Raw genomic sequence first — 20,725 nt, forward strand, 5'->3', positions numbered from 1 at the left:
GTTGGCTGATGACTGTTAGCAGTTAGTTGTTAGTTGTTAGTTGTTATTTGTTAGTTGTTGTTGTTATTGGGAATTGAGAATGGGAAATTGGGAATTCGTAACCAATAACCAATAACCAATAACCAATAACCAATAACCAATAACCAATAACCAATAACCAATGACTAATAACCAATGACTAATAACCAATGACTAATGACTAATGACTAATGACTAATGACTAATGACTAATGACTAATGCCAACTGCCAACTGACTATTGCCTATCTTCCTCCGACTACAACATTTTTAATTCGCAGGTGGGGGCCGCCGACGCTGACGGGCAAACCGCCTTGGCCGCCTTTGCCACAGCCGCCGTAGGCATAAACTGAGTCATTGCCGATCGACTCAATATCCTTTAAAGTCTGAAATACATTGCCGCTTAAAGTGACATCGCTCACCGGTTCGGCCAATTTGCCGTCGCGAATCATGAAGCCTTCAGCCGCCGCAAAGGTAAACATTTCGCCGTTGGTTTGTCCTCCCAACATCCGCACTGCATACACTCCTTCCTCAATGTCGCCCACCATTTCGTCAAAAGAATGTGCGCCAGATTCGATCGCCGTATTAGTCATCCGCACCAACGGCATAAAAGTAGCGCTCAGGGCCCTGGCATTTCCCGTCGGAGCTTCGCCCATTTTGCCCGCAGTCTCGCGATTGTGCATCCTCGTGGCTAAAACTCCATTTTTAATTAAATGCTTGCACTGAGCAGGCACACCTTCGTCGTCGTATTTCAGAGTTCCCGGCAGTCCCGGCAAAGTTGCGTCGTCAATTACATTCAATTGTTCGATCGCCACAGGCTTGCCCAAAGTCAACAATTCCTGCATTTTCGGGTTTTCGTAAATGCCGTCAGCTTCCGACAAATGCCCGAAAGCTTCGTGAATAAACACCCCCGACAAATAAGGGTCTAAAATCACCGGATACTGGCCGCCTTTGACCGATTTTGCTTCAAGTTGGCCGACAGCTCGAACGGCCGCACTTTTAACACGATCTTCAATATTTGTCAACACATCGTAATCCGATCGCGAGTGAATCGATTCAAACCCTTGACGGACGACGCCGCCCTCGCCCCGGGCGATCGCCCCGAAACGCCCCGTCACGTCCAAGCGCTCCTGAGCAATGCAAGTACCTTGAGAATTCACAAAATAAGTAATCCCAAATCTGTCGCTATAACCGGCCATTGTCGTCTGAATTCGCGGGTCATAATCTAACAGCAACTGGTTGTAAGATTCGAGCAATTTCCGCTTTTCGGCTAAAGTAATAGAGCGCGGATCGCGGCCAAATTCCACCGCTACATAATCTTGAATCGGAGCGACATCTGCTAGTAGAGTTTTTTCGCTCCCAACTAAACGAGACTGAACGACAGCTTCTTCAATCCGAGCTTTTAACTCAGCTAAACCGTTAAAAGTTACAAAACTCCAGCCGCCTTTGTGACAGGCGCGGATGCCGCCGGCGAGACTAAAACTGCGGTTGACAGCATCTAACCCAGGGCCGCGAAAACTAATCGCAGTTGACTCGCTTTGTTCGAGGCGAACTTCTAGATAATCTACTCGATCGCGATAAGGTGCGATCGCTTCCATCAACTGTTCCTGCATTAAATTGTCCCTATGAATGATTCGCGCCAGGCGCTGAAAAAAATTATTGCTAACTCTATTTTAGCTAATAATTCCCGTCTTTCGGGTGCGCGCTACCGCACCACAGCGTTGGGGGAACGCGCACCCTACGCGCTAAATGGCGAGCCATTCGATTTGAGATTGAAAACTTAGTCCACAGAATTGATGATTACAGGTTTACATCGCGGGCGTTCGGCCCGCGTCCTAAAGCAAAAAAAACTCGCGCCGGCTCGCGAAAAGCCCGGTATGCCTGAAATTTCGCATCTGCCTAGAAAAATAGAATTAAAATAAATCTATCTAAAGACGTAAAAATATACTTCAACCGCCGGCAGATGCAATACTTTAAGATTAAAAAATTTCAAATTTCACCTTATTTAGCAGCAATTTCGACATTTATAGCGATTTTGGTCGGAGTTGGCATTTTAGATCGATCGGAACAACAGCGATTTTTGCAGTACAAGCGCGCTAGCACGATCGATCGCCTCAGTACAGTCCGTTCTAAGCTGGAAAGCTCTTTGAATTCCCGGCTGTTTTTGATCCGGGGTTTGGTGGCTGACATTTCCAACAACCCAAACATCACCGAAGCCGAATTTGCAGCGACGGTGAGAATTCTGCTGGCACAGCAAACCGGTATTCGCAACATAACTTTAGTTAAAGGCACGACGATTGCTTACATTTATCCGCGGGCGGGAAATGAAAAGGCGATCGGGCTTGACTTGACGGCGCTACCCGAACAGCGACAAATGGTTCAAGATGCGATCGAAACCAGAAAAACTTTGCTTGCCGGGCCCGTGAAATTATTCGAGGGAGGCGTGGCCTTCGTCAGCAGAACGCCCATTTTTCTCACACCCCCGAACGCAGAGCCCGAAACAGGAGTTTACTGGGGGTTGATCGGCGTGATCCTCGATAAAAACTCCCTGATCGAGGAAGCCGGACTCAATGATTCCTCAGCCAACCTGCAATACGCTGTGCGGGGCAAAGACGGGAGGGGAAAGTCCGGGGACGTATTTTTTGGCAACAAGCCGATTTTTCAGAACAATCCCGTGGTTCTGCAAGTGACTTTGCCCAACGGTTCCTGGCAGTTGGCAGCAATTCCGGCGGGAGGATGGCCAAAGAATTCGCCGTTGCGGGGGTGGTTGCTGTTTGGTGGCTGCTTGCTGGCTGTTTTCTGCGGGGCGGTGGCCTTTAGTTGGGTCTACGGGCCTGCGAAATTGCGCGCGAACGAAGCTAAGTACAGGCAATTGGTGGAGAATGCTAACAGCATTATTGTGCAGTTAGACAGCGAAGGTAAGATTACTTTTTTTAATGAGTTTGCGGAAACTTTTTTCGGGTATTTAGAAGCAGAAATAATTGGCAAAAGTGTGATCGGCACAATTGTAGATTCGGCCGATTTGTCGGAAAATCATTTAGCCGTAATAATTCGAGACTGTGCGACAGAACCGGACAAATACTTCAAACACGAAAATCAAAACATCCGCCGCAATGGCGAAAAAGTCTGGGTAGCCTGGAGAAACCAACCTTTGCTCGATGACCGAGGACGAGCGATCGGGATTCTGTCGGTGGGTACAGATATTAGCGATCGCAAAAAAGCTGAAATCGCCCTGCAAGCTTCTGAATCAGAATTGCTAGCTTTGTTTGCTGCCATGAACGACGTAATTTTTGTACTCGATGTTGAAGGACGCTTCCTGAAAATTGCCCCCACCAGTCCTGAACTTTTGTACAAGCCACGGGGCGAACTTGTCGGACAAAAAACCCGCGATATATTTGAGCCAGAAATAGCAGAAAAGTTTCTGGAGTCAATTCGCCTCGCCCTCGCTACTAATCAAGTCAGTAGTTTAGAATATAACCTGCAAATTGGTAGCGAACAAAGGTGGTTTTTCGCTAACATTTCGCCAATGACAGAAAATACGGTGCTCTTAGTAGCCCGTGACATTACGCAGCGCAAGCAGTCTGAAAATTGGTTGAACGGTCAAAAACAAATTTTAGAAATGATTGCTCAGGGCGCTTCTTTGAGCGATACTTTAAATACTTTAATTGAAATTGTCGAACAGCAATCGAGAGATGTCATGGGTTCGGTTTTGCTGTTAGATGAAGACGGTCAACATTTTCTGCACGGAGCCGCGCCGAGTTTGCCGGAAAGTTACAACGCTGCTGTTCATGGTGCCGCCATCGGCCCGAATGTCGGTTCCTGCGGCACTGCTGTCTACCGCCGCGAACAAGTGATTGTTACAGATATTACTACCGATCCTTTGTGGGACAATTATCGAGATTTAGCCTTGACTTTTGGACTGAAAGCTTGTTGGTCTAGTCCGATTTTTTCATCTACAGGTCAAGTTTTAGGCACTTTCGCCATGTATTGCGCCCAACCGCGCGTTCCCCAAAATTTCGATCTGCAATCGATCGAAACTGTCAGGCATTTAGCAGGAATTGCGATCGAGCGCAAACAAGCAGAAGAAAGTCTCAAAAAGCTCAATCAAGAACTAGAAAATATAGTCAAACAAAGAACAGCTCAATTGATGCAAAGTGAAGAACGCTGGCAGTTAGCGCTCAAAGGCAACAATGACGGCATTTGGGATTGGAACTTGCAAACAGGAGAAATATTCCTGTCCAATCGATTTAAAGAAATCACCGGATACGAACACGCCCCAGATATCGATTACTTTGACGAATGGAAAAGGGTCACGCATCCCGACGATTTAGACTTAGTAATGCAGGCTTTCCAAGACCATTTAGATAGGAAAACGCCACATTACATCGTCGAATACCGCTTGTGGTGCTACAACAGCTCCTACAAATGGATACTCAGTCGGGGACAAGCTTTGTGGGAAGAATCTGGAAAAGCCGTCCGCATTGTTGGTTCAATTACTGACATTACGGAGCGCAAACAAGCAGAGGAAGCACTGCGGGAAAGCGAGGCAAAATTTCAAAAGCTGTCGGCTAATTTGCCGGGAACTATTTATCAATGTTTGGTGCGTGCAGATGGATATGTCAGTTTTCCTTACATCAGTCCTGCTTGCCGAGAAATGTTTGAGTTAGAACCAGAAGCTATTTTGAAAAATGCGGATTTACTAATAGATTTGATTCATCCAGACGACTGCCAAAGTTATGAGGAATCCATTACTACTTCAGCGCAAACTTTGCAACCTTGGCAGTGGGTAGGACGGCTGGTGTTGCCTTCTGGGAAAATTCGCTGGTTTCAGGTAATTGCGCGTCCTGAAGCTAAAGAAAATGGCGATCTTCTTTGGGACGGCATTGGCATTGATGTGACGGATCGCAAACAAGCTGAGTTAGCTTTGCAAGAGAGCCAGCAGTTCATTCAAAAAGTAGCCGATGCTACTCCCGGTATTTTGTATCTATACGACTTGGAAGAACAGCGAAATATCTACACTAATAATTCACTATTCACGCTTTTGGGCTATACCTCTGACGACATTATAGCGATGGAGTCGTCAATGATGCCTCAGTTAATACACCCCGAAGATTTGTTGCTAATCGTGAAACATCACGCGAGCCTTGTAGAAGTTGAAGATGGCGAAATTAGGGAAATTGAGTACCGGATGCGGGCAACAGACGGTCAATTTTTGTGGCTGCACAGTCGGGATACTATTTTTAGCAGGAATGCTGATGGTCAGGGTAAGGTAATAATTGGATTTTGCCTGGATATTACGACTCGCAAACAAGCAGAGGAAGCTCTGCGACAAAGCGAGGCGCGAGAAAGAGAAAGAGCCGGAGAGTTGGAGTCAGCGCTGCAGTCATTGCGCTCTACTCAATCTCAGCTTATTCAAACTGAAAAAATGTCTTCTTTGGGGCAGTTAGTTGCCGGCATCGCTCACGAAATTAATAATCCGGTGAATTTCATTCACGCTAACATTGATTATCTCAACCAGTATACGCAACAGTTGCTCGGTCTGGTGAATCTTTACGAACAGGAGTATCCGGAACCTAAGGCAAAAATTGTCGATCGCATTCAAGAGATTGATTTGGACTTCATGGCCGAGGATTTAAGAAAACTTGTGGGTTCGATGCAGGTAGGAACCGAGCGCATCCGGCAAATTGTTTTGTCGCTCAGGAATTTCTCGCGGCTGGACGAATCGGCAATGAAGCCTGTGGATATTCATGCAGGAATTGATAGCACTTTGTTGATTTTGCAGCACCGCTTGAAAAGTCACGATAGCCGTCCGGCCATTGAAGTAATTAAGGAGTTCGACAAACTGCCACTGGTGGAGTGCTATGCTAGCCAACTGAATCAGGTGTTTATGAATATTATTGTTAATGGCATTGATGCGATTGAGGAACGCTGTCACAAGTTGTCGGTTTCTGAAGCAGAGAAAAATCCCGGCCGGATTGCTATTTGGACTGGTGTAACGCCTCAAAACACTGTGATTGTGGAAATTTCGGATAACGGTACGGGCATTCCCGAGGAGATAGTCGATCGCATTTGTAACCCGTTTTTTACGACAAAAGCTGTGGGGAAAGGTACGGGGCTGGGAATGTCGATCGCCCATTCGATTGTGGTAGAAAAGCACAAGGGGAAGATTGAATGTATTTCCCAAATGGGACGGGGAACGACTTTTAAGATACAAATTCCGATCGCCAAAACCTAGTCGATTTTAGATTTTAGATTTGAGATTTTAGATTGGTAGGGTGCGTCAGCTCATAGCTGAATTTTCAGGCTGTGAGCGATGAGCCGCGAGCTGACGTACCCTACAAGTTAACCTAAGATAGATCCAAGCTGCTAGAAAAGCGGTGCTGCATCAACCTTTAAATGGATAAAAACTGACATGATGGGATTAATCCTGGAAGCGCTCGAAGCAATGGGACACAATGTCCGCTGGATGTCTTGGAATTTGTTTTTAGGTTTACTACCGCTGGCGCTGAGTTTTTGGCTGTTCCGCAAACCCCGATCGCGCTGGCTGCTTTGGGGTACGTGGGTTCTCCTGGGCGCTACATTTGTGCCGAGCACGCGCCATGTTTTAGCCTATCTGAGGCACATTGTGCAAGATGTGGGCAAAACTTACGTTTTGGGGGCGATCGCCATTACGATCGTGCTGATGGCTTTAGACATCTGGGTACTGCGACAGCGCGGAGTTCGCTCTCTCCGCTGGTGGGGCGGTTTTTTCTGGTTTATCGCATTTTTGCCCAACGCACCCTACGTTTTAACTGATATCATTCACCTGATCGAGCAGATTAAACAGGAGCACTCGGTGTGGACTGTGACTCTGGCTTTAATTCCGCAGTATCTGGCGTTTATGCTGGCCGGCTTTGGAGCTTACGTGCTGTCGGTGATGAATTTGGGTTACTATCTCAAGCAACAGGGTTGGGGTAGATTTATTCTCGCCACCGAGATGATTATTCACGCACTTTCGGCGATCGGCATTTATTTAGGGCGATTTATCCGCTTCAACAGTTGGGACATCCTGACTAACCCGGATGCGCTGGTTAACACCGTCATGAATGATTTGATTGGTAAGCGTCCGTTTGTAGTAATGGCTGCAACTTTTGTAGTAATTGCTGTTTTGTATTGGGTAATGAAGCAAGTGATTTTGGGGATTAGCCAGCGATTTTACAGCACTCAATCCGAGTCGGAGTCGATCGACCAAACCGCGACTTCTTCTGATTCCATCGATTTGAGATTCTAGAGATGCCCATTGAGAATTGACTTGTAGCTCCGTGAATCTGCCAGCTTGAACTAATAGCAGTTCAAAAAACCAATGCAACTCTAGGATAGCTGCTAAACCGCTATTGTATAAGTTATTCTCAATCGAAAAACGCCAAATAAAAAATGAAAATGCTATGAAATCCAATTTTTTGAGATCGAGTATTTAAGCCCGCAAGCAAGTATCCGTCTGTAGGTAAGATGAATTTCTGCGATCGGCTCCCAAATAAATTACTGCAGCCATCGGTAATAAAACTTGATATGTTATAACAGCCGAAGTAGTTTTGTAAAAAGCACAGATGAATCGATTTGACCGTCAGTTGTGGGAGCGGTTTATGGCGATCGCTCAGCCTTACTTTTATCCTTTAGAGCCTGGGGGCGGCAAAAGATTTTTAGGATTAGTCGCACTGCTGTTGATATTTCTCTTTGCTGCGATGTTTGTGGCTGTGAGCGCTTTATGTCTCGGAGGTGCTGCTCTTTTTCCAGATTTTGTCAATAGTATTGCGGCCGGCTTAGTTACTTTGTTGAAAGGAATTATTAATTCGCCCGCAATTGCGATCGTAGCTTTCATGCTAATTATTCCTTTCATTGCTTTTATCTGCTTCAAAAACAGATTGACAGCGCACTGGCAGCCCTGGGCTTTATTGACTTTGCTGCTATTTTTGTCCCTGTCAGTTAGCGGGCTGAATGTAATTATTAGTTATGTCGGTAACTTTTTTAACACAGCACTAGCTAAAAAAGACGAGCTCAATTACTGGAAGTATCTGTTTGTCTATGCAGGCGTTTTTGCACTCGGCACTCCTATTGTCGTAATTTACCGCTACATCCAAGATAAATTAAGTCTCTACTGGCGAGAGTGGATGACAAATAAGTTCCTCGATAAATATTTTCAGAATCGGGCTTATTATGAAATCAATTCTCACAAAGAAATCGACAATCCAGACCAGCGAATTTCCGAAGATATCAAATCATTTACCCGGACAAGTTTGTCATTCTTGCTGATAATCTTGGGTTCAATAGTTGACATTATATCTTTCACAGGTATCCTGTGGTCTATCTCCAAACAACTTTCGATATTCCTGATAGTTTATGCTATCTTGGGGACGGTCGCCACTCTGTTTTTTGGGCAAAGATTAGTACCTCTTAATTTTAACCAACTTAAAAAAGAAGCTAACTTCCGCTACGGACTGGTTCACATTCGCGACAATGCTGAATCTATTGCTTTTTACCGGGGAGAAGAACAGGAATCGACACAGATAAAGCAGCGGTTCGTGGAAGTATTCCGCAATTTTAATTTACTAATTGGCTGGCAGCGAAATCTGGATTATTTCACAACGGGATACGGATATGCTGTTGTGATTATTCCGGCTTTGTTTCTAGCTCCTGCTTACTTTGCCGACAAAACCGATACAATCCAGTTTGGAGATATCACGCAAGCAGGTTTTGCTTTCAGTCAGGTTTTAGCGGCTTTTTCGGTGATTGTAACTCAGATTGAACCGCTGAGTTCTTTTGCAGCTAGTATCAATCGTTTGACTGTATTTACAGATACTTTGGAAGCAGAAAAAGCGGTATCTCGTGCCGGAGAAACAACTATAGATTTAGTAGTTGATTCTCAGTTGACGCTGGAACACGTTACTTTAGATACCCCCAAACATCAAAAGACTTTGATTAGGGATTTGTCGGTAGCGGTGTCGCCGGGAGAAGGACTGTTAATTGTCGGTCAAAGCGGCGCAGGAAAGAGTTCTTTGGTGCGGGCTATTGCGGGTTTGTGGGACTCGGGCACGGGCCGTTTGGTGCGGCCGGAACTTGGGGAAATGTTGTTTTTGCCGCAGCGTCCTTATATGATTTTGGGCAGTTTGCGATCGCAACTTCTGTATCCCAACACCAGCAGCGAGGTTGATGAGGAAAAATTTCGCCGCGTTTTGGCATCAGTAAACTTAGCAGATTTACCCGACAGATTGGGCGGTTTTGAGGCGGATTTAGATTGGACGGAGATTTTGTCGCTGGGAGAACAGCAGCGTTTAGCTTTTGCCCGATTGTTGCTGACAGAACCGCGCTACGCTATTTTGGATGAGGCGACAAGTGCTTTGGATTTGAAGAACGAGCAACATTTATACGAGCAGTTGCAAGCAACTAAAACTACCTTTGTGAGTGTCGGCCACCGCTTGAGTTTGTTGAAATATCACCAGGAGGTTTTAGAACTTTTGGGCGATGGAAGTTGGCGCCTGGTTTCTGCTGAGGAATACCGCGATAGTGCGAGCGTGTTTGATTGATAGAGGGCTGCTAAAGATGATATTATGTCCGGTAAAAAAATAACGGTCTGGTTTGTAGTGAGGACTGAAGTTCCCATCCAATTTAAAAGCTGAATTCCTCACTACCAACCTGTTTGATAGCTGTTCTTCCCTAGGACATAATATTACTGATTGCATCAGGGTTGGGAGGTTTTCCGCAGTTGCATTGTTTTTTAAACTGGTACCAAAACCTAGAATTTGGGGAAAAATATCTCAAATTTTCCCAACAAAAGACAAGCAAACTGAACTTTAACCGATGCAATTGTTCGCCCGCGAGAAGTCACAGAATATAATAGAAGATAGATTTTTAGTAGAGGCGAGATTCCTACCTTGACTACTCCGATTCCTCAAAACTTTGTGCAAAATATCGCCAAACAGCTCGGTGTGACAGATGCCGAGTTAAAAACCGTGTTTATGGCTCTTGACGGTCAATCTACCGCTACTATCGCCAAAAAGCTCGGCATTAGCGACATCGCCGTTCGCAAAAGACTAGGCGAAGTTTACAAAAAGTTTCAGATTGGGGGGAACGGCCCAGGAAAATTGTCAGAATTGAGACATCAGTTACTGTTTTCATACCACGCAGAGCAGGGAGCAAGCGATTTTAGTCCCGGAGGTAAAGGATCTTTTTTCAAAATGCCGCTCCTCTCCGTTGGCGTAGCCTCTGTTGGGGCGGGCTTTCCTTCGGATCGCTTCGCTAACGCTAACGGGCGCAGACAAGAAGATTGGGGCCAAGCACCGGATGTTGCGGTTTTTTACGGACGCAGTGAAGAATTAACTGCGCTAAAACAGTCGATCGTATCGGATAATTGTCGCTTGGTAGCGCTGCTGGGTTTGGCCGGTAGCGGGAAAACAACTCTGTCGGTACAGTTGGCGAAACAGATACAGCATGAGTTTGATTTTGTGATTTGGCGATCGCTGCGATCGACACCAACACCATCCGAATTTCTAGACAGCTTAATTCAACTTTTTTATAACCCAAAAAAGCCCGATGTGCCGTTAGCCGCTCCATCGAAAAAGATCGATCTCAACGACAAAATTTCGTGCTTAATCGAGCATTTGCGAAAACAGCGCTGTCTGCTAATTGTAGACGATTTTGAAGCAGTCCTCCGACCCGAAGAACTAGCGGGACACTACCGCGAAGGCTGCCAAGGCTATCGAGATTTAATTGTGCGCCTCGGTCAAGTCAATCACCATAGCTGTTTAGTGCTAGTTAGTGCCGAAGAACCTACAGAACTAGCTTTGCTGGCGGGAGAAAAAGTGCGGTCTTTCAAACCCGCTATTTCTGAAGAAATAGCCAGAGAGATTTTCCAAGAAAAAGGCTTGTCAGCTCGCGATCGAGAGTGGGAAATTTTGTTAGCTCGCTACGGAGGAAATTTGTTAGCATTAAAAATTGTGGCAACCACAATTAATGATTTTTTTGATGGTAATGTTGTCAAATTTTTAGAAGCGACGGCGTTATTTATTGAAGAACACATCAGCAATTTGCTCGCGCAGCAATTCGATCGAATGTCGAATTCAGAACAAGAGATTGTCTGCTGGCTGGCTATTGCACAAAGTCCGATTTCCCTGACGACTTTGCGAGAAAAAATGTTAGTCAATTCCTCGCTTTCCGATTTGCTAAAAAATCTCGATTCTCTCAGCCGTCGCTTGCTGATTGAAAAAATCAGTGAGGGCGGAGAAACTGTTTTTAGGCTTCAGCCTTTAATTGTGAAATACGTCAGCGAAAGATTGGTTGAGCAGATTCGGGTGGAGGTTTTGGAAACAGTTAAAACGCAAGGAACAGAAAGAATGCGGCTGTTGAAAACTCACAATTTTAGCCAGAGTATTGCTCAAGAAAAAGCCGGTGAAGAATCTCGCAGTCGCTCAATTTTAGCATTAGTTAAAAATCGGCTGCAAGTGTTGTTTCTCAAAACTACAGGCTTTGAAGAACCGCTAAATATCCTGACGAAAGTTGTCTCGGGTTTGGAGGATAAATCGACGCTTGAGGTGGGATATGCGAAGGAGAATCTAGCGCAGATTATTTGGGAATTTCAGTAGACTTGAATTGCACCCAGGCCATCTCAAGACTTGAAATTAATCTGCGTTGAGCGCCGTCAATCTGCAATTTTCCAAGCGATCGTATCATGTTCCGTAGATTAATCACAAAAATGGTTCGCGCGTGCGTCAGTAAGTGTCCGCACGCGCGATCCGAACTGTGCGTTTAATCGAGTATTTGTGGGGTGCGGATACATCAAAAATTCCGTGCATTCCATCGACAATCTGACGTAGCGGATCTATGAAATTGTCGATTTTTTGTTATAAATTTTCGAGCACGACGCACCCTAGGCTTCCTTCTTTCTTCTTTTCACCCTGAGCGAAGCCGTTATAGCCTTCTTCCTGATAACGTTGGACGGAAAGCTCGGGGGGGGACAGCACTAATAACTAATGACTAGCCTTCGACTTCGCTCAGGCTAAAATAACCAATAACCAATAACCAATAACCAATAACCAATAACCAATAACCAATAACTAACAACTTTAACAAAAAAAAACGATCGCCCTTTCAAAAAAAGCGATCGCCCAATTTTCAGCAAAAACAGAATTCGATAAAATTATTTGACAATACCGAAAGCCGATGCAGATTCAGATCCAGTAATTTGGCCCAAAGCAGGCGCTGTTGGAGTCTGTACAATTTTGGGTGTCAAAAATCCCTTCGCATAAATCTGAGGATTTTCTTGAACGATTAGGGTGTAAGATTGGCGGACTTCAGCGTTTACCGCCACAGTCGTCGCATCGTAAACTTGCATCGCCATGTTGGGATAAAAACCAATTCCCACAATCGGTATCAAAAAGCAAAATGCGATCGCCACTTCCCGAGGTTTAGCATCAATAAACTGTGCATCACCAGGCAAAATACAACTATTACCGAAACAAACCGCTTCATCCAGATTCTCTCGCTGATTCCGCAAATCTAGATCCTCAAGGTCACAAGCCGCCAATGTTCCACAGTTGTAAAATAACTGTCGCAGCATCGAGAGCAAATAAATCGGTGTCAAAATCACTCCCACCGCCGCCAAAAACACGATCGCCGCGCGGAAAGAAGTGCCGTAAACATCGCTCGTTGCAACGCCTACAAAAACTGACAATTCGCTAGCAAAACCGCTCATACCGGGGAGTGCCAAAGAAGCCATTGCGCCTGCGGTAAACAAGGCAAAAACTTTCGGCATCACTTTCCCAATCTCGCCCATCTCGTCCATCACCATTGTATGGGTGCGATCGTAGGTAACGCCAGCCAGGAAAAACAATACTGAGGCGATCAAACCGTGGGAAATCATTTGCAGCAGCGCCCCGTTGATTCCCAAATCCGTGAAGGAAGCAATACCCAACAACACGAATCCCATGTGAGAAATCGACGAATTCGCAAGGCGGCGCTTCATGTTCGTTTGGCCGAAGGAATTCAGCGCGCCGTAGATAATGTTAACAACACCCAGCACCGCCATAATCGGTGCAAAGTAAATGTGTGCTTTCGGAAGAAGTTCCAAATTCAGGCGGATCAGTCCGTAGCCGCCCATTTTCAGCAACACGCCGGCCAGAATCATCGACACGGGAGAAGATGCTTCGCCGTGGGCATCAGGCAGCCATGTGTGAAAGGGGAAAATCGCCAGTTTTACGCCGAAGGCAATGAACAATCCGCCATAAAGCAGGATTTCTAAACCCAGCGGGTAGTCCTTCAAGCCGAGTTCTACCATGTCGAAGGTAACGTTTCCTCCGCCGTAAAATCCCATTGCTAAGGCAGCTATCAGAATAAAAATGGAAGCGCCGGCGGTGTAAATCAAGAATTTGGTAGCTGCGTAGCGACGGTTTTGTCCGCCCCAAATCGAGATTAGCAGGTACACCGGAATTAGTTCTAGTTCCCAGACAATGAACAGCAGCATGATGTCTTGGGCGACGAATACTCCGATTTGTGCCGAGTACATCACCAACATTAGGAAGTAGAACAATCGCGGCTTGCGATCGACCTCCCATGCAGCAAAAATAGATAGCGTCGTCACCAATCCCGCCAACAACACCAGCGGAACCGACAGCCCGTCAACCGAAACAGACCAGTTGAGCCCTAAAGAAGGAATCCAGGAATATTTCTCGACGATTTGGAAAGTAGAGATGCTCGGATCGTAGTGAGTCCAAAACACCCAGCACATCAATACAAAGTCTGCAATACCAACGCTCAGAGCATACCAGCGGACTGTTTTGCCGTCTGTATCCGGTAAAAAAGGGATGGCGACGGCAGCTATGAGGGGTAGGATGACAATTGCGGTCAGCCAAGGAAATTGATCCGCTATCATGATAGTGAGAATAAATACTTAGTTGGAATTTACGACAATTATAATACTAAATTTAAGTAAAACTTAACATTTGTAAATATTTTTTTTGATAAATACCGCAGCGGCTAGCAAAAGCATAGATTGCGGCAAATGTCAAGAGTTTGTTGCAGTTATTTTATTCAGCAGTTTTTAGCCGGACTCAAACATTTTCTAGCTCCTAAAGTGGCTCTAAACCTCTCTGGACAAGGCTTGTGAAGTCGGAAACCAAAAAATGACAGTAATGCGGCGGCGAGCATCTGTGTCTTGTATTTCTAGCATCGCCCAGCCCAAAAAATCCTTTTTACAAAACACAGATACTCCTGCTTACGGTTTCGGGCAAGTCTTATTGGTGAAATCACAGCTATAAATATACGGTTTTTGCCAGCTCAGAGGAATTTCTAATAAATCCCTGGTTCCCGTCATTCCCTGTCCCAGAAACAGCAGCACAGCGATCGAATTCAAGATGACATGGACAGTGCGCCACCGATTCGATCGATCTTTGTAAATATCTTCAACAATCGCCAGCGAAAACACCATCAGCAGCGCAGCGGTGATGCCAATGTAGTAGTGAGACCAATACCATTCATTAGTCCGCCGATAAACGCCATCTTGAGTGCCAAGAATCACCAAACCAGCACCAGTCAAAGTCGCAAATATGCCGCGCCACAAAGCAGGCGTAGCTCGATAGAGCATCACCAAAGAAGCAATAGTCGCCACAAACATCAGCACAATGAAAACGACTTGAAACGAGTTTTTGCTCCAAATTTGTTCGGTCAAAATATGCTCAAAAATCGCGTAGCCTAAACCCAACAACGTCACTCCTACCACCGAACCAGACAGAATTCGACCTGCTTTCAGGTGTTCTGAACCGACTACTGGGGGAATTTTGCTCTTTTCCCCGGATGCAACTTGCTTGCGGCGCTGCATCGTTTGCCAAGCCATATTCAGCACCACACCAAGCATCGGAAAAACGATCGCTACAGCTAAAATCGGATGCAGCAAAGCCAGAAAATCTTTAAGTTCCATACAATACCCTTTCGTTTTTCAATTCGATTGAACCTCACATCTTGCGCCCATCTCAAATCAGGCTTTTTCTTTGGTAAGAGCAGGTTTATTCAACCTCTCTGTAACTTTCTGTGACTGTTGGCGAAGCGAGCCCCTACAGGACGCTCGTGTTGCAATATCTCAGTTTAACTAAACTTTTGATACCTTCACGCAATCGATCGCGCGATCGAACAACACACAAGGCTTCAACCAAATCCCAAATAGTAGCAAAAGAGACAATAACTCGCCGGAGCGCCAGGGCGTTTCCATTTACAAACGAATACCAGAAATATTATGGTACAAAATGTGAGTTTGAATCAAGTATGATAGCTCCAAAAAGATTTCTGAGTACCCCTGCGTCAGCTTTAATTAAGCTTAACGTAACAATTCTTTGTTATTCAGAATAGTAGGCCAATTTTTGTTTGCTAAAGCAATATGACCGGGGATATCACCCATCCACTGTGCTTGTACTTTCTTGTCGTAGTTGAGATAAAGCTTCCCATTAACAATTTTCCAGGCATCAGGTTGGGTAGCAACAAGATTTCCTTCACTGGCAGCCTGGGCGCAATATCCACCGTATTCAGGAGCATACTTTTGAGGATTTTTAGCAAACATATCGCGGTTTGCTGCACTAGCAAACATCCAAGTTGTGCCACCCCAATTATGTTTGAATTGGCTAACTCCCATCACTAATTTGCTTTGGGTAAAATAGGCTACGACATCCTGACCATCAAGAGCCATACCATTTTCGGTGTAATACTTAGGATGAACGGTTGTTGTGCTGTTTTTACCAGCACAAGGATTGGCTTTACCAGCGCAAGGATTGGCTTTACCAGCACAAGGATTGGCTTTACCAGCACAAGGATTGGCTTTACCAGCACAAGGATTGGCTTTACCCGCACAAGGATTGGATTCTGCAATCTTGAATGAAACGGTTGTAGAGTTCGAGTTTGTGGCAGCCTTGAAGTTGGCGTAGCTAACATTAGCTGTTGCCAAACCTAGAATAGTGGCAATCGCGATCGTGGTAAAGTATTTTACTTTCATGTGTTTAATTTTCCGATAAATTGTTAGCAGTTCCACGCCATATATTTGCTTGAGAATTCTTACTCTTTGGCAAATCGGCTGGCTTTTTGTTGTCCTCGACGCACTTCCGATCAAAGAAACCGGGTTTTTACTTGATTTGTGGGTGACAGTAAATGATTCTTGGTAAAAAAACCGGTTTCTGGCCACCCGTGCGTCAGTCCTAATGGTGTTGTCCTCAAGACTTGAGGTTATTTACATTAACACTCAAGAAAATGAGTGCTAGATGAGGAAGAGATGGATGGGAGATAAAACTCTGAATGTTTTATAGCAATCCTAAATCATTATCACGTGCGGCGAACATAAATGTGATTTCCCCAAAATCCATCTGTAGGGACACGGCAGTGCCGTGTCCGGGAGACGGCAATGCCGTGTCCCTACAGACAATCATTTAGGATTGCTATATCTCTCCGTTTCTTCAGCAAAAATTCATCTAAGAATTAGGAACGCATCATCTAGTTGCCAGGAATATCTTATAGACTGGAGATTAACCCTGACTATCTTTTAGTAGTTCAGTAATTTAATGGCGAGTTGAGAAATGATCGCAGGAAAAGACTGGTTAGTGACGGATGATGGACAGTACCGGGTTGGTGAGGCTATCAGTCAAACACAAAATTTGACCCATCCCTACCGACTTTACCGCTTTTTAACTGACTTGGAAGATGTATTAGAACAAATTAGTGATGATTATTTACGACTCCAGGCAATTTGTCCCCTTGTTCGCAGGTTGCTAGATGGTTCTTCTTGGCTTCAAATTGCTCTTTTAGAGCCTGACTCTGAGACAGGATGGGCGGTACAAACACTTTATGATGAACCATTTTTTTCTCTAACGGTGCAGTTGGTGGCTTGGGCTCCGGGGGCTGTTTCTCCGATTCACAATCATGCTAGTTGGGGGCTGGTAGCGCTACTTAGCGGACAGGAAAAAAATACTTTTTGGCGGCGATCGCCAAATGCTAAATTTCCCAATAAAATCAAAACAGCGGGCGATATTTTGCTTGCATCTGGTGACATTTTGTGCTTTATGCCCGATGCAATTCATCATGTGGAGGCGATCGGAGATGAACCAACAATTAGTTTTAATATTTATGGTGAAACAGATTACGATCGACGCTTTGAGTTTAACCAAATTCAAGGCACTGCAGAAAATTTTTAAGCGAGCATTCTGATTGGAAAGTGGAAATTGGGAATTAGGAATTGGGAATTGGTAAATTGAATGAAGCATATAACCAAATTTAGAGCTGCTATTAATCATTTTACTGGTAAGCGAATTTCTACTTCTTCGCTTCAGTTTCGCCTGACGCTGGAATTGCTGTTACTCTCGATTTTAGGACTTGGCAGCGTGGCATTTTGGTCTGGCTGGCAAAGGTCGCAAAATCTGGTCGGTGCCCACAAACAAACGCTGGAATATATTGGAATGCGTTTTCCCGAACAGGTTGAACTTTATAGTGAAATGGGTTCCCTAGAAATTGGTTTAACCCGCAGCGTTCATAAAGCTTCTACAGGAGGAATCATGGTGTGGGTGAAGCGAAATGACGGGATGCTGTTGGTAAATTCACCTGATATGGATCTGCAATCTTCTAAGATTAGGAAGATGCTTTCGTTGACGGAAGTACCCGCTGAGCCGACTTTTGTGCGGGTGGAAGATCGCTACATGGTGATCTGTAGCACGACTCTGAGAATCAAAAATCAGTTGCTGGGTACGGTATATTTTTCTCAAGATATCACTGACGAGCAACGTCAATTAAATGATGGGATTCGGAGTTTAATTGTTGTCAGTATTGTGGTAATTTTGGTGTTAATGTTGGCGATCGCCAGTCGGATTCGCCATGCTCTGGGCCCCTTGGAACACATGAGTCAAGTGGCTAGCACTTTGTCTGCTGATAATTTGCAGGCGGCAAAACTTCAACTTGATGAGGCTCCTGATGAGATTTTAGGACTTGCACAAACTTTTAATGAAATGTTGTTTAGATTGTCGGGTTCCTGGGAGCAACAACGCCAATTTGTCGGTAATGTTTCTCACGAATTACGCACTCCCCTGACGGTTGTAGTCGGTTATTTACAAAGTTTGCTGCGGCGCAGCACTAATTTAAGTGACTACCAGCAGCAAGCACTGGAAACAGCGGTTGGCGAAACTGAACGCACGATTCGGATGTTAGAAGATTTGCTCGATTTGGCACGGGCTGATAGTGGCAATTTGCACTTTCGCTTGCATCCGGTAATCCTGAATACTCTGGTGGCTGAGGTGGTTGAAATGAGTCAAAAAGTTAGCAATCGAAAAATTATTTTGGTTTCCAATGATGAAGATATTGTAGCCTGTGCGGATCAAGCTCGTTTACAACAAGTTTTAATTAATTTGCTTGACAATGCAATTAAGTATTCTGATTCGGAACAACCTGTGGAGTTAGTCTTAGAAAAGAGGGAAGAGCAGGTGATGATTCATGTGGGCGATCGCGGAATTGGTATTTCTCTCCCCCATCAAAACCGGATTTTTGAGCGGTTTTACCGGGTGGATGAGTCAATGACTCGCTCTAGAGACGGTACAGGGTTGGGATTGGCGATCGCCAAAAGCCTGATCGAAGGTATGGAAGGACGTATCACGCTGCGATCGAAACCGGGAGAAGGTAGTATTTTTACTATCACCTTACCTATCTGGAAAGTGTAATTATGGGCGATCGCATTCTCCTGGTTGAAGATGACCCTAAGCTGGCGAAGTTCATCGAATCTGAACTTACTCTAGAAGGCTATCACGTCACTGTCGCGGGCAATGGATTGGATGGATTGACGATCGCCCGCACGGCCCAACCGGATTTATTGATTTTAGATTGGATGCTTCCGGGTATCTCTGGATTGGATATTTGTTTGAGGTTGCGATCGACTGGCGTGCAAGTACCAATAATTATGTTAACAGCAAAAGATGAAGTACCCGATCGCGTAACGGGATTAAATGCTGGCGCTGATGATTATGTGACTAAACCTTTCAGTATCGAAGAACTTCTAGCGAGGGTAAAAGCGCGTCTGCGTCGCCTCCAACCAAATGACCCAGATAGCTTAGAATTTGAAGACCTAATCTTAAATTGTTTAACCCGCGAAGTTTATCGAGAAAATAAACTAATTGAACTCACGGCTAAAGAGTTTGATTTGTTAGAATTTTTGCTGCGAAATCCCCGTCAAGTCATTACGCGCGATCGGATTTTAGAAAAAGTTTGGGGTTACGATTTTATGGGCGAATCAAATATTATTGAAGTGTATGTTCGGGCGTTACGGATCAAGTTAGAAGCAAGTAACTCAAAACGGCTCCTGCATACGGTTCGGGGAGTTGGCTACGTGTTGCGAGAGCAAAAGTAATATTACAACCTATTCTAGGTTTATGAAGTACACACTCCTAACCGGGTTTTTATCTAAATTATATCAAATCCTCTCTTCATCGGAATAGTAAATTCACTGTTGACTGTTGACTGTTAACAGTTAAAATCATGAGGAGTGCAACCGGAATTGGTATTAAAGGTCTAGATGCAGTATTTTTGCCAAAAAACCCGGTTTCTCACCACTGGTGCGTAAGTCCTATCTATGCCTGCACTCTCTGCGATCGATCGTAAAAAAAATTGTTCGCAAACAAAATATAATTGCCATAGCTGGCGTTAAAAATAAAAAAACCAGACTTTTCCCCCAAAGGCTGAGCCAAAAGACGACTCAGGGTAATATTGATGTTAACCTGTCCCTACCCGAGATCGAACTGTTTCATGATACCCGATGCCTCTGCCGGAGCCGCTGCTGCTGCTCAATCAACACCCGAAATCAGCTTAGATTTGCAAGTCCGACTCAAGACTGAAGACGGACAGCTATTGTTGCTGCTTCCTCCAGAAACCAACACCGAAGCCGCAACTGGTGCGGCTTCGACTTGGACTGAACTTTGCCAGCAGCTAAAAGTTAGGCTGAATGCAGGAGAACGCTTTTGGCAGCCAAATGCAGAAGTAAAATTGATGGGGAGCGATCGACTTTTAGATATCCGCCAACTGCAAGAAATCGCCGATGCCCTATCGGAAGTGGAACTGCAACTCAAACGAGTCTACACCAGCCGCCGTCAAACCGCCGTTGCTGCAGCTACTGCAGGCTATTGTGTAGAACAGCAGCCTCCGGTTTCTTCTCTGAGTCAAACGGTGGCCGAAAAACCGCAATCGCTGGCGGAACCTTTATATTTGCAGATGACAGTGCGATCGGGCGTAGAAATTCGCCATCCAGGGACGATCGTACTTTTGGGAGATGTAAATCCCGGTGGCTCAGTCATCGCCGGAGGAGATATCCTAGTTTGGGGGCGTTTGCGGGGCGTAGTGCACGCCGGTGCCGGTGGCAATACCAAAAGCGTGATTATGACCTTGCAGATGGAACCGATGGTGATTAGGATTGCTAAGTATGTGGCCAGAGGCCCTGAAACCTCACCCGCTCAGTTTTTCCCGGAAGTCGCCTATGTGACACCTCAAGGGATTCGGATCGGTAGAGCCTCGGATTTTGACAAATCGCAGTTAATTGGGGGTGATTAGTTATTGGTTATTGGTTATTGGTTATTGGTCATTGGTTATTGGTCATTAGTCATTGGTTATTGGTTATTGGTTATTAGTTATTAGTTATTGGTTATTGGTTATTGGTTATTGGTTATTGGTTATTAGTT

Annotated in this window: 15 protein-coding genes; 10 read left to right on the forward strand and 5 right to left on the reverse strand. The window is 45.1% G+C overall.

What is annotated here, in order from left to right; genetic code table 11:
• Window positions 1-63 precede the first annotated feature (63 nt).
• Together QUA97_RS28350 and QUA97_RS20110 are read right to left on the reverse strand one after the other, a co-directional pair.
• Window positions 64-189, reverse strand: a complete 126-nt coding sequence (locus tag QUA97_RS28350) for a D-galactonate transporter (protein ID WP_370588980.1) — start codon at window positions 187-189, stop codon at window positions 64-66.
• Between the two features lie 73 nt (window positions 190-262).
• Window positions 263-1,630 carry a TldD/PmbA family protein gene (locus QUA97_RS20110; protein ID WP_194066495.1) on the reverse strand — a complete coding sequence of 456 codons (1,368 nt, stop codon included), beginning with the start codon at window positions 1,628-1,630 and terminating at the stop codon, window positions 263-265.
• A gap of 12 nt (window positions 1,631-1,642) precedes the next feature.
• Here QUA97_RS20110 and QUA97_RS20115 point away from each other — a divergent pair, with 12 nt between their 5' ends.
• From QUA97_RS20115 to QUA97_RS20135, 5 genes are all read left to right on the forward strand, one after another.
• A complete protein-coding gene (locus QUA97_RS20115) occupies window positions 1,643-1,801 on the forward strand; it encodes a hypothetical protein (protein WP_194066496.1) in 159 nt (52 codons plus the stop codon).
• Between the two features lie 179 nt (window positions 1,802-1,980).
• Window positions 1,981-6,252 carry a PAS domain S-box protein gene (locus QUA97_RS20120; RefSeq protein WP_194066497.1) on the forward strand — a complete coding sequence of 1,424 codons (4,272 nt, stop codon included), beginning with the start codon at window positions 1,981-1,983 and terminating at the stop codon, window positions 6,250-6,252.
• Window positions 6,253-6,429: 177 nt separating this feature from the next.
• Window positions 6,430-7,287, forward strand: a complete 858-nt coding sequence (locus QUA97_RS20125; protein WP_194066498.1) for a DUF1361 domain-containing protein — start codon at window positions 6,430-6,432, stop codon at window positions 7,285-7,287.
• 316 nt (window positions 7,288-7,603) lie between these two features.
• Entirely contained in the window at window positions 7,604-9,577 is a 1,974-nt protein-coding gene (locus tag QUA97_RS20130) for an ABC transporter ATP-binding protein/permease (RefSeq protein ID WP_194066499.1), read from the forward strand.
• A 348-nt stretch (window positions 9,578-9,925) separates the two neighbouring features.
• The gene (locus QUA97_RS20135; protein ID WP_333195652.1) at window positions 9,926-11,632 is read left to right on the forward strand and encodes a helix-turn-helix transcriptional regulator; all 1,707 of its coding nucleotides are present in this window, start codon (window positions 9,926-9,928) and stop codon (window positions 11,630-11,632) included.
• Between the two features lie 554 nt (window positions 11,633-12,186).
• On the opposite strand, the gene QUA97_RS20140 is transcribed toward QUA97_RS20135, so the two are convergent.
• From QUA97_RS20140 to QUA97_RS20150, 3 genes are all read right to left on the reverse strand, one after another.
• The gene (locus tag QUA97_RS20140) at window positions 12,187-13,917 is read right to left on the reverse strand and encodes an NAD(P)H-quinone oxidoreductase subunit 4 (RefSeq protein WP_194066501.1); all 1,731 of its coding nucleotides are present in this window, start codon (window positions 13,915-13,917) and stop codon (window positions 12,187-12,189) included.
• A gap of 342 nt (window positions 13,918-14,259) precedes the next feature.
• On the reverse strand, window positions 14,260-14,961 hold the full coding sequence (locus QUA97_RS20145; RefSeq protein WP_194066502.1) for a DUF4079 domain-containing protein: 702 nt from the start codon (window positions 14,959-14,961) through the stop codon (window positions 14,260-14,262).
• Between the two features lie 393 nt (window positions 14,962-15,354).
• Window positions 15,355-16,023: a YHS domain-containing (seleno)protein gene (locus tag QUA97_RS20150; RefSeq protein ID WP_333195653.1), complete on the reverse strand. Its 669-nt coding sequence runs from the start codon at window positions 16,021-16,023 to the stop codon at window positions 15,355-15,357.
• 574 nt (window positions 16,024-16,597) lie between these two features.
• Here QUA97_RS20150 and QUA97_RS20155 point away from each other — a divergent pair.
• The 5 genes from QUA97_RS20155 to minC all read left to right on the forward strand — a co-directional run bounded on the left by QUA97_RS20155 (window position 16,598) and on the right by minC (window position 20,597).
• The gene (locus QUA97_RS20155) at window positions 16,598-17,212 is read left to right on the forward strand and encodes a cupin (RefSeq protein WP_333195654.1); all 615 of its coding nucleotides are present in this window, start codon (window positions 16,598-16,600) and stop codon (window positions 17,210-17,212) included.
• A 60-nt stretch (window positions 17,213-17,272) separates the two neighbouring features.
• Window positions 17,273-18,721 carry a sensor histidine kinase gene (locus QUA97_RS20160; RefSeq protein WP_333195655.1) on the forward strand — a complete coding sequence of 483 codons (1,449 nt, stop codon included), beginning with the start codon at window positions 17,273-17,275 and terminating at the stop codon, window positions 18,719-18,721.
• Window positions 18,722-18,723: 2 nt separating this feature from the next.
• Window positions 18,724-19,404: a response regulator transcription factor gene (locus QUA97_RS20165; protein ID WP_333195656.1), complete on the forward strand. Its 681-nt coding sequence runs from the start codon at window positions 18,724-18,726 to the stop codon at window positions 19,402-19,404.
• Between the two features lie 128 nt (window positions 19,405-19,532).
• Window positions 19,533-19,655, forward strand: coding sequence for a hypothetical protein (locus QUA97_RS20170; protein ID WP_333195657.1), 123 nt, complete (start codon window positions 19,533-19,535; stop codon window positions 19,653-19,655).
• A gap of 144 nt (window positions 19,656-19,799) precedes the next feature.
• Entirely contained in the window at window positions 19,800-20,597 is a 798-nt protein-coding gene (gene minC, locus QUA97_RS20175; protein ID WP_333087037.1) for a septum site-determining protein MinC, read from the forward strand.
• Window positions 20,598-20,725 lie beyond the last annotated feature (128 nt).

This window comes from Microcoleus sp. CZ3-B2 (assembly GCF_036705055.1).
Classification (GTDB): domain Bacteria; phylum Cyanobacteriota; class Cyanobacteriia; order Cyanobacteriales; family Microcoleaceae; genus Microcoleus.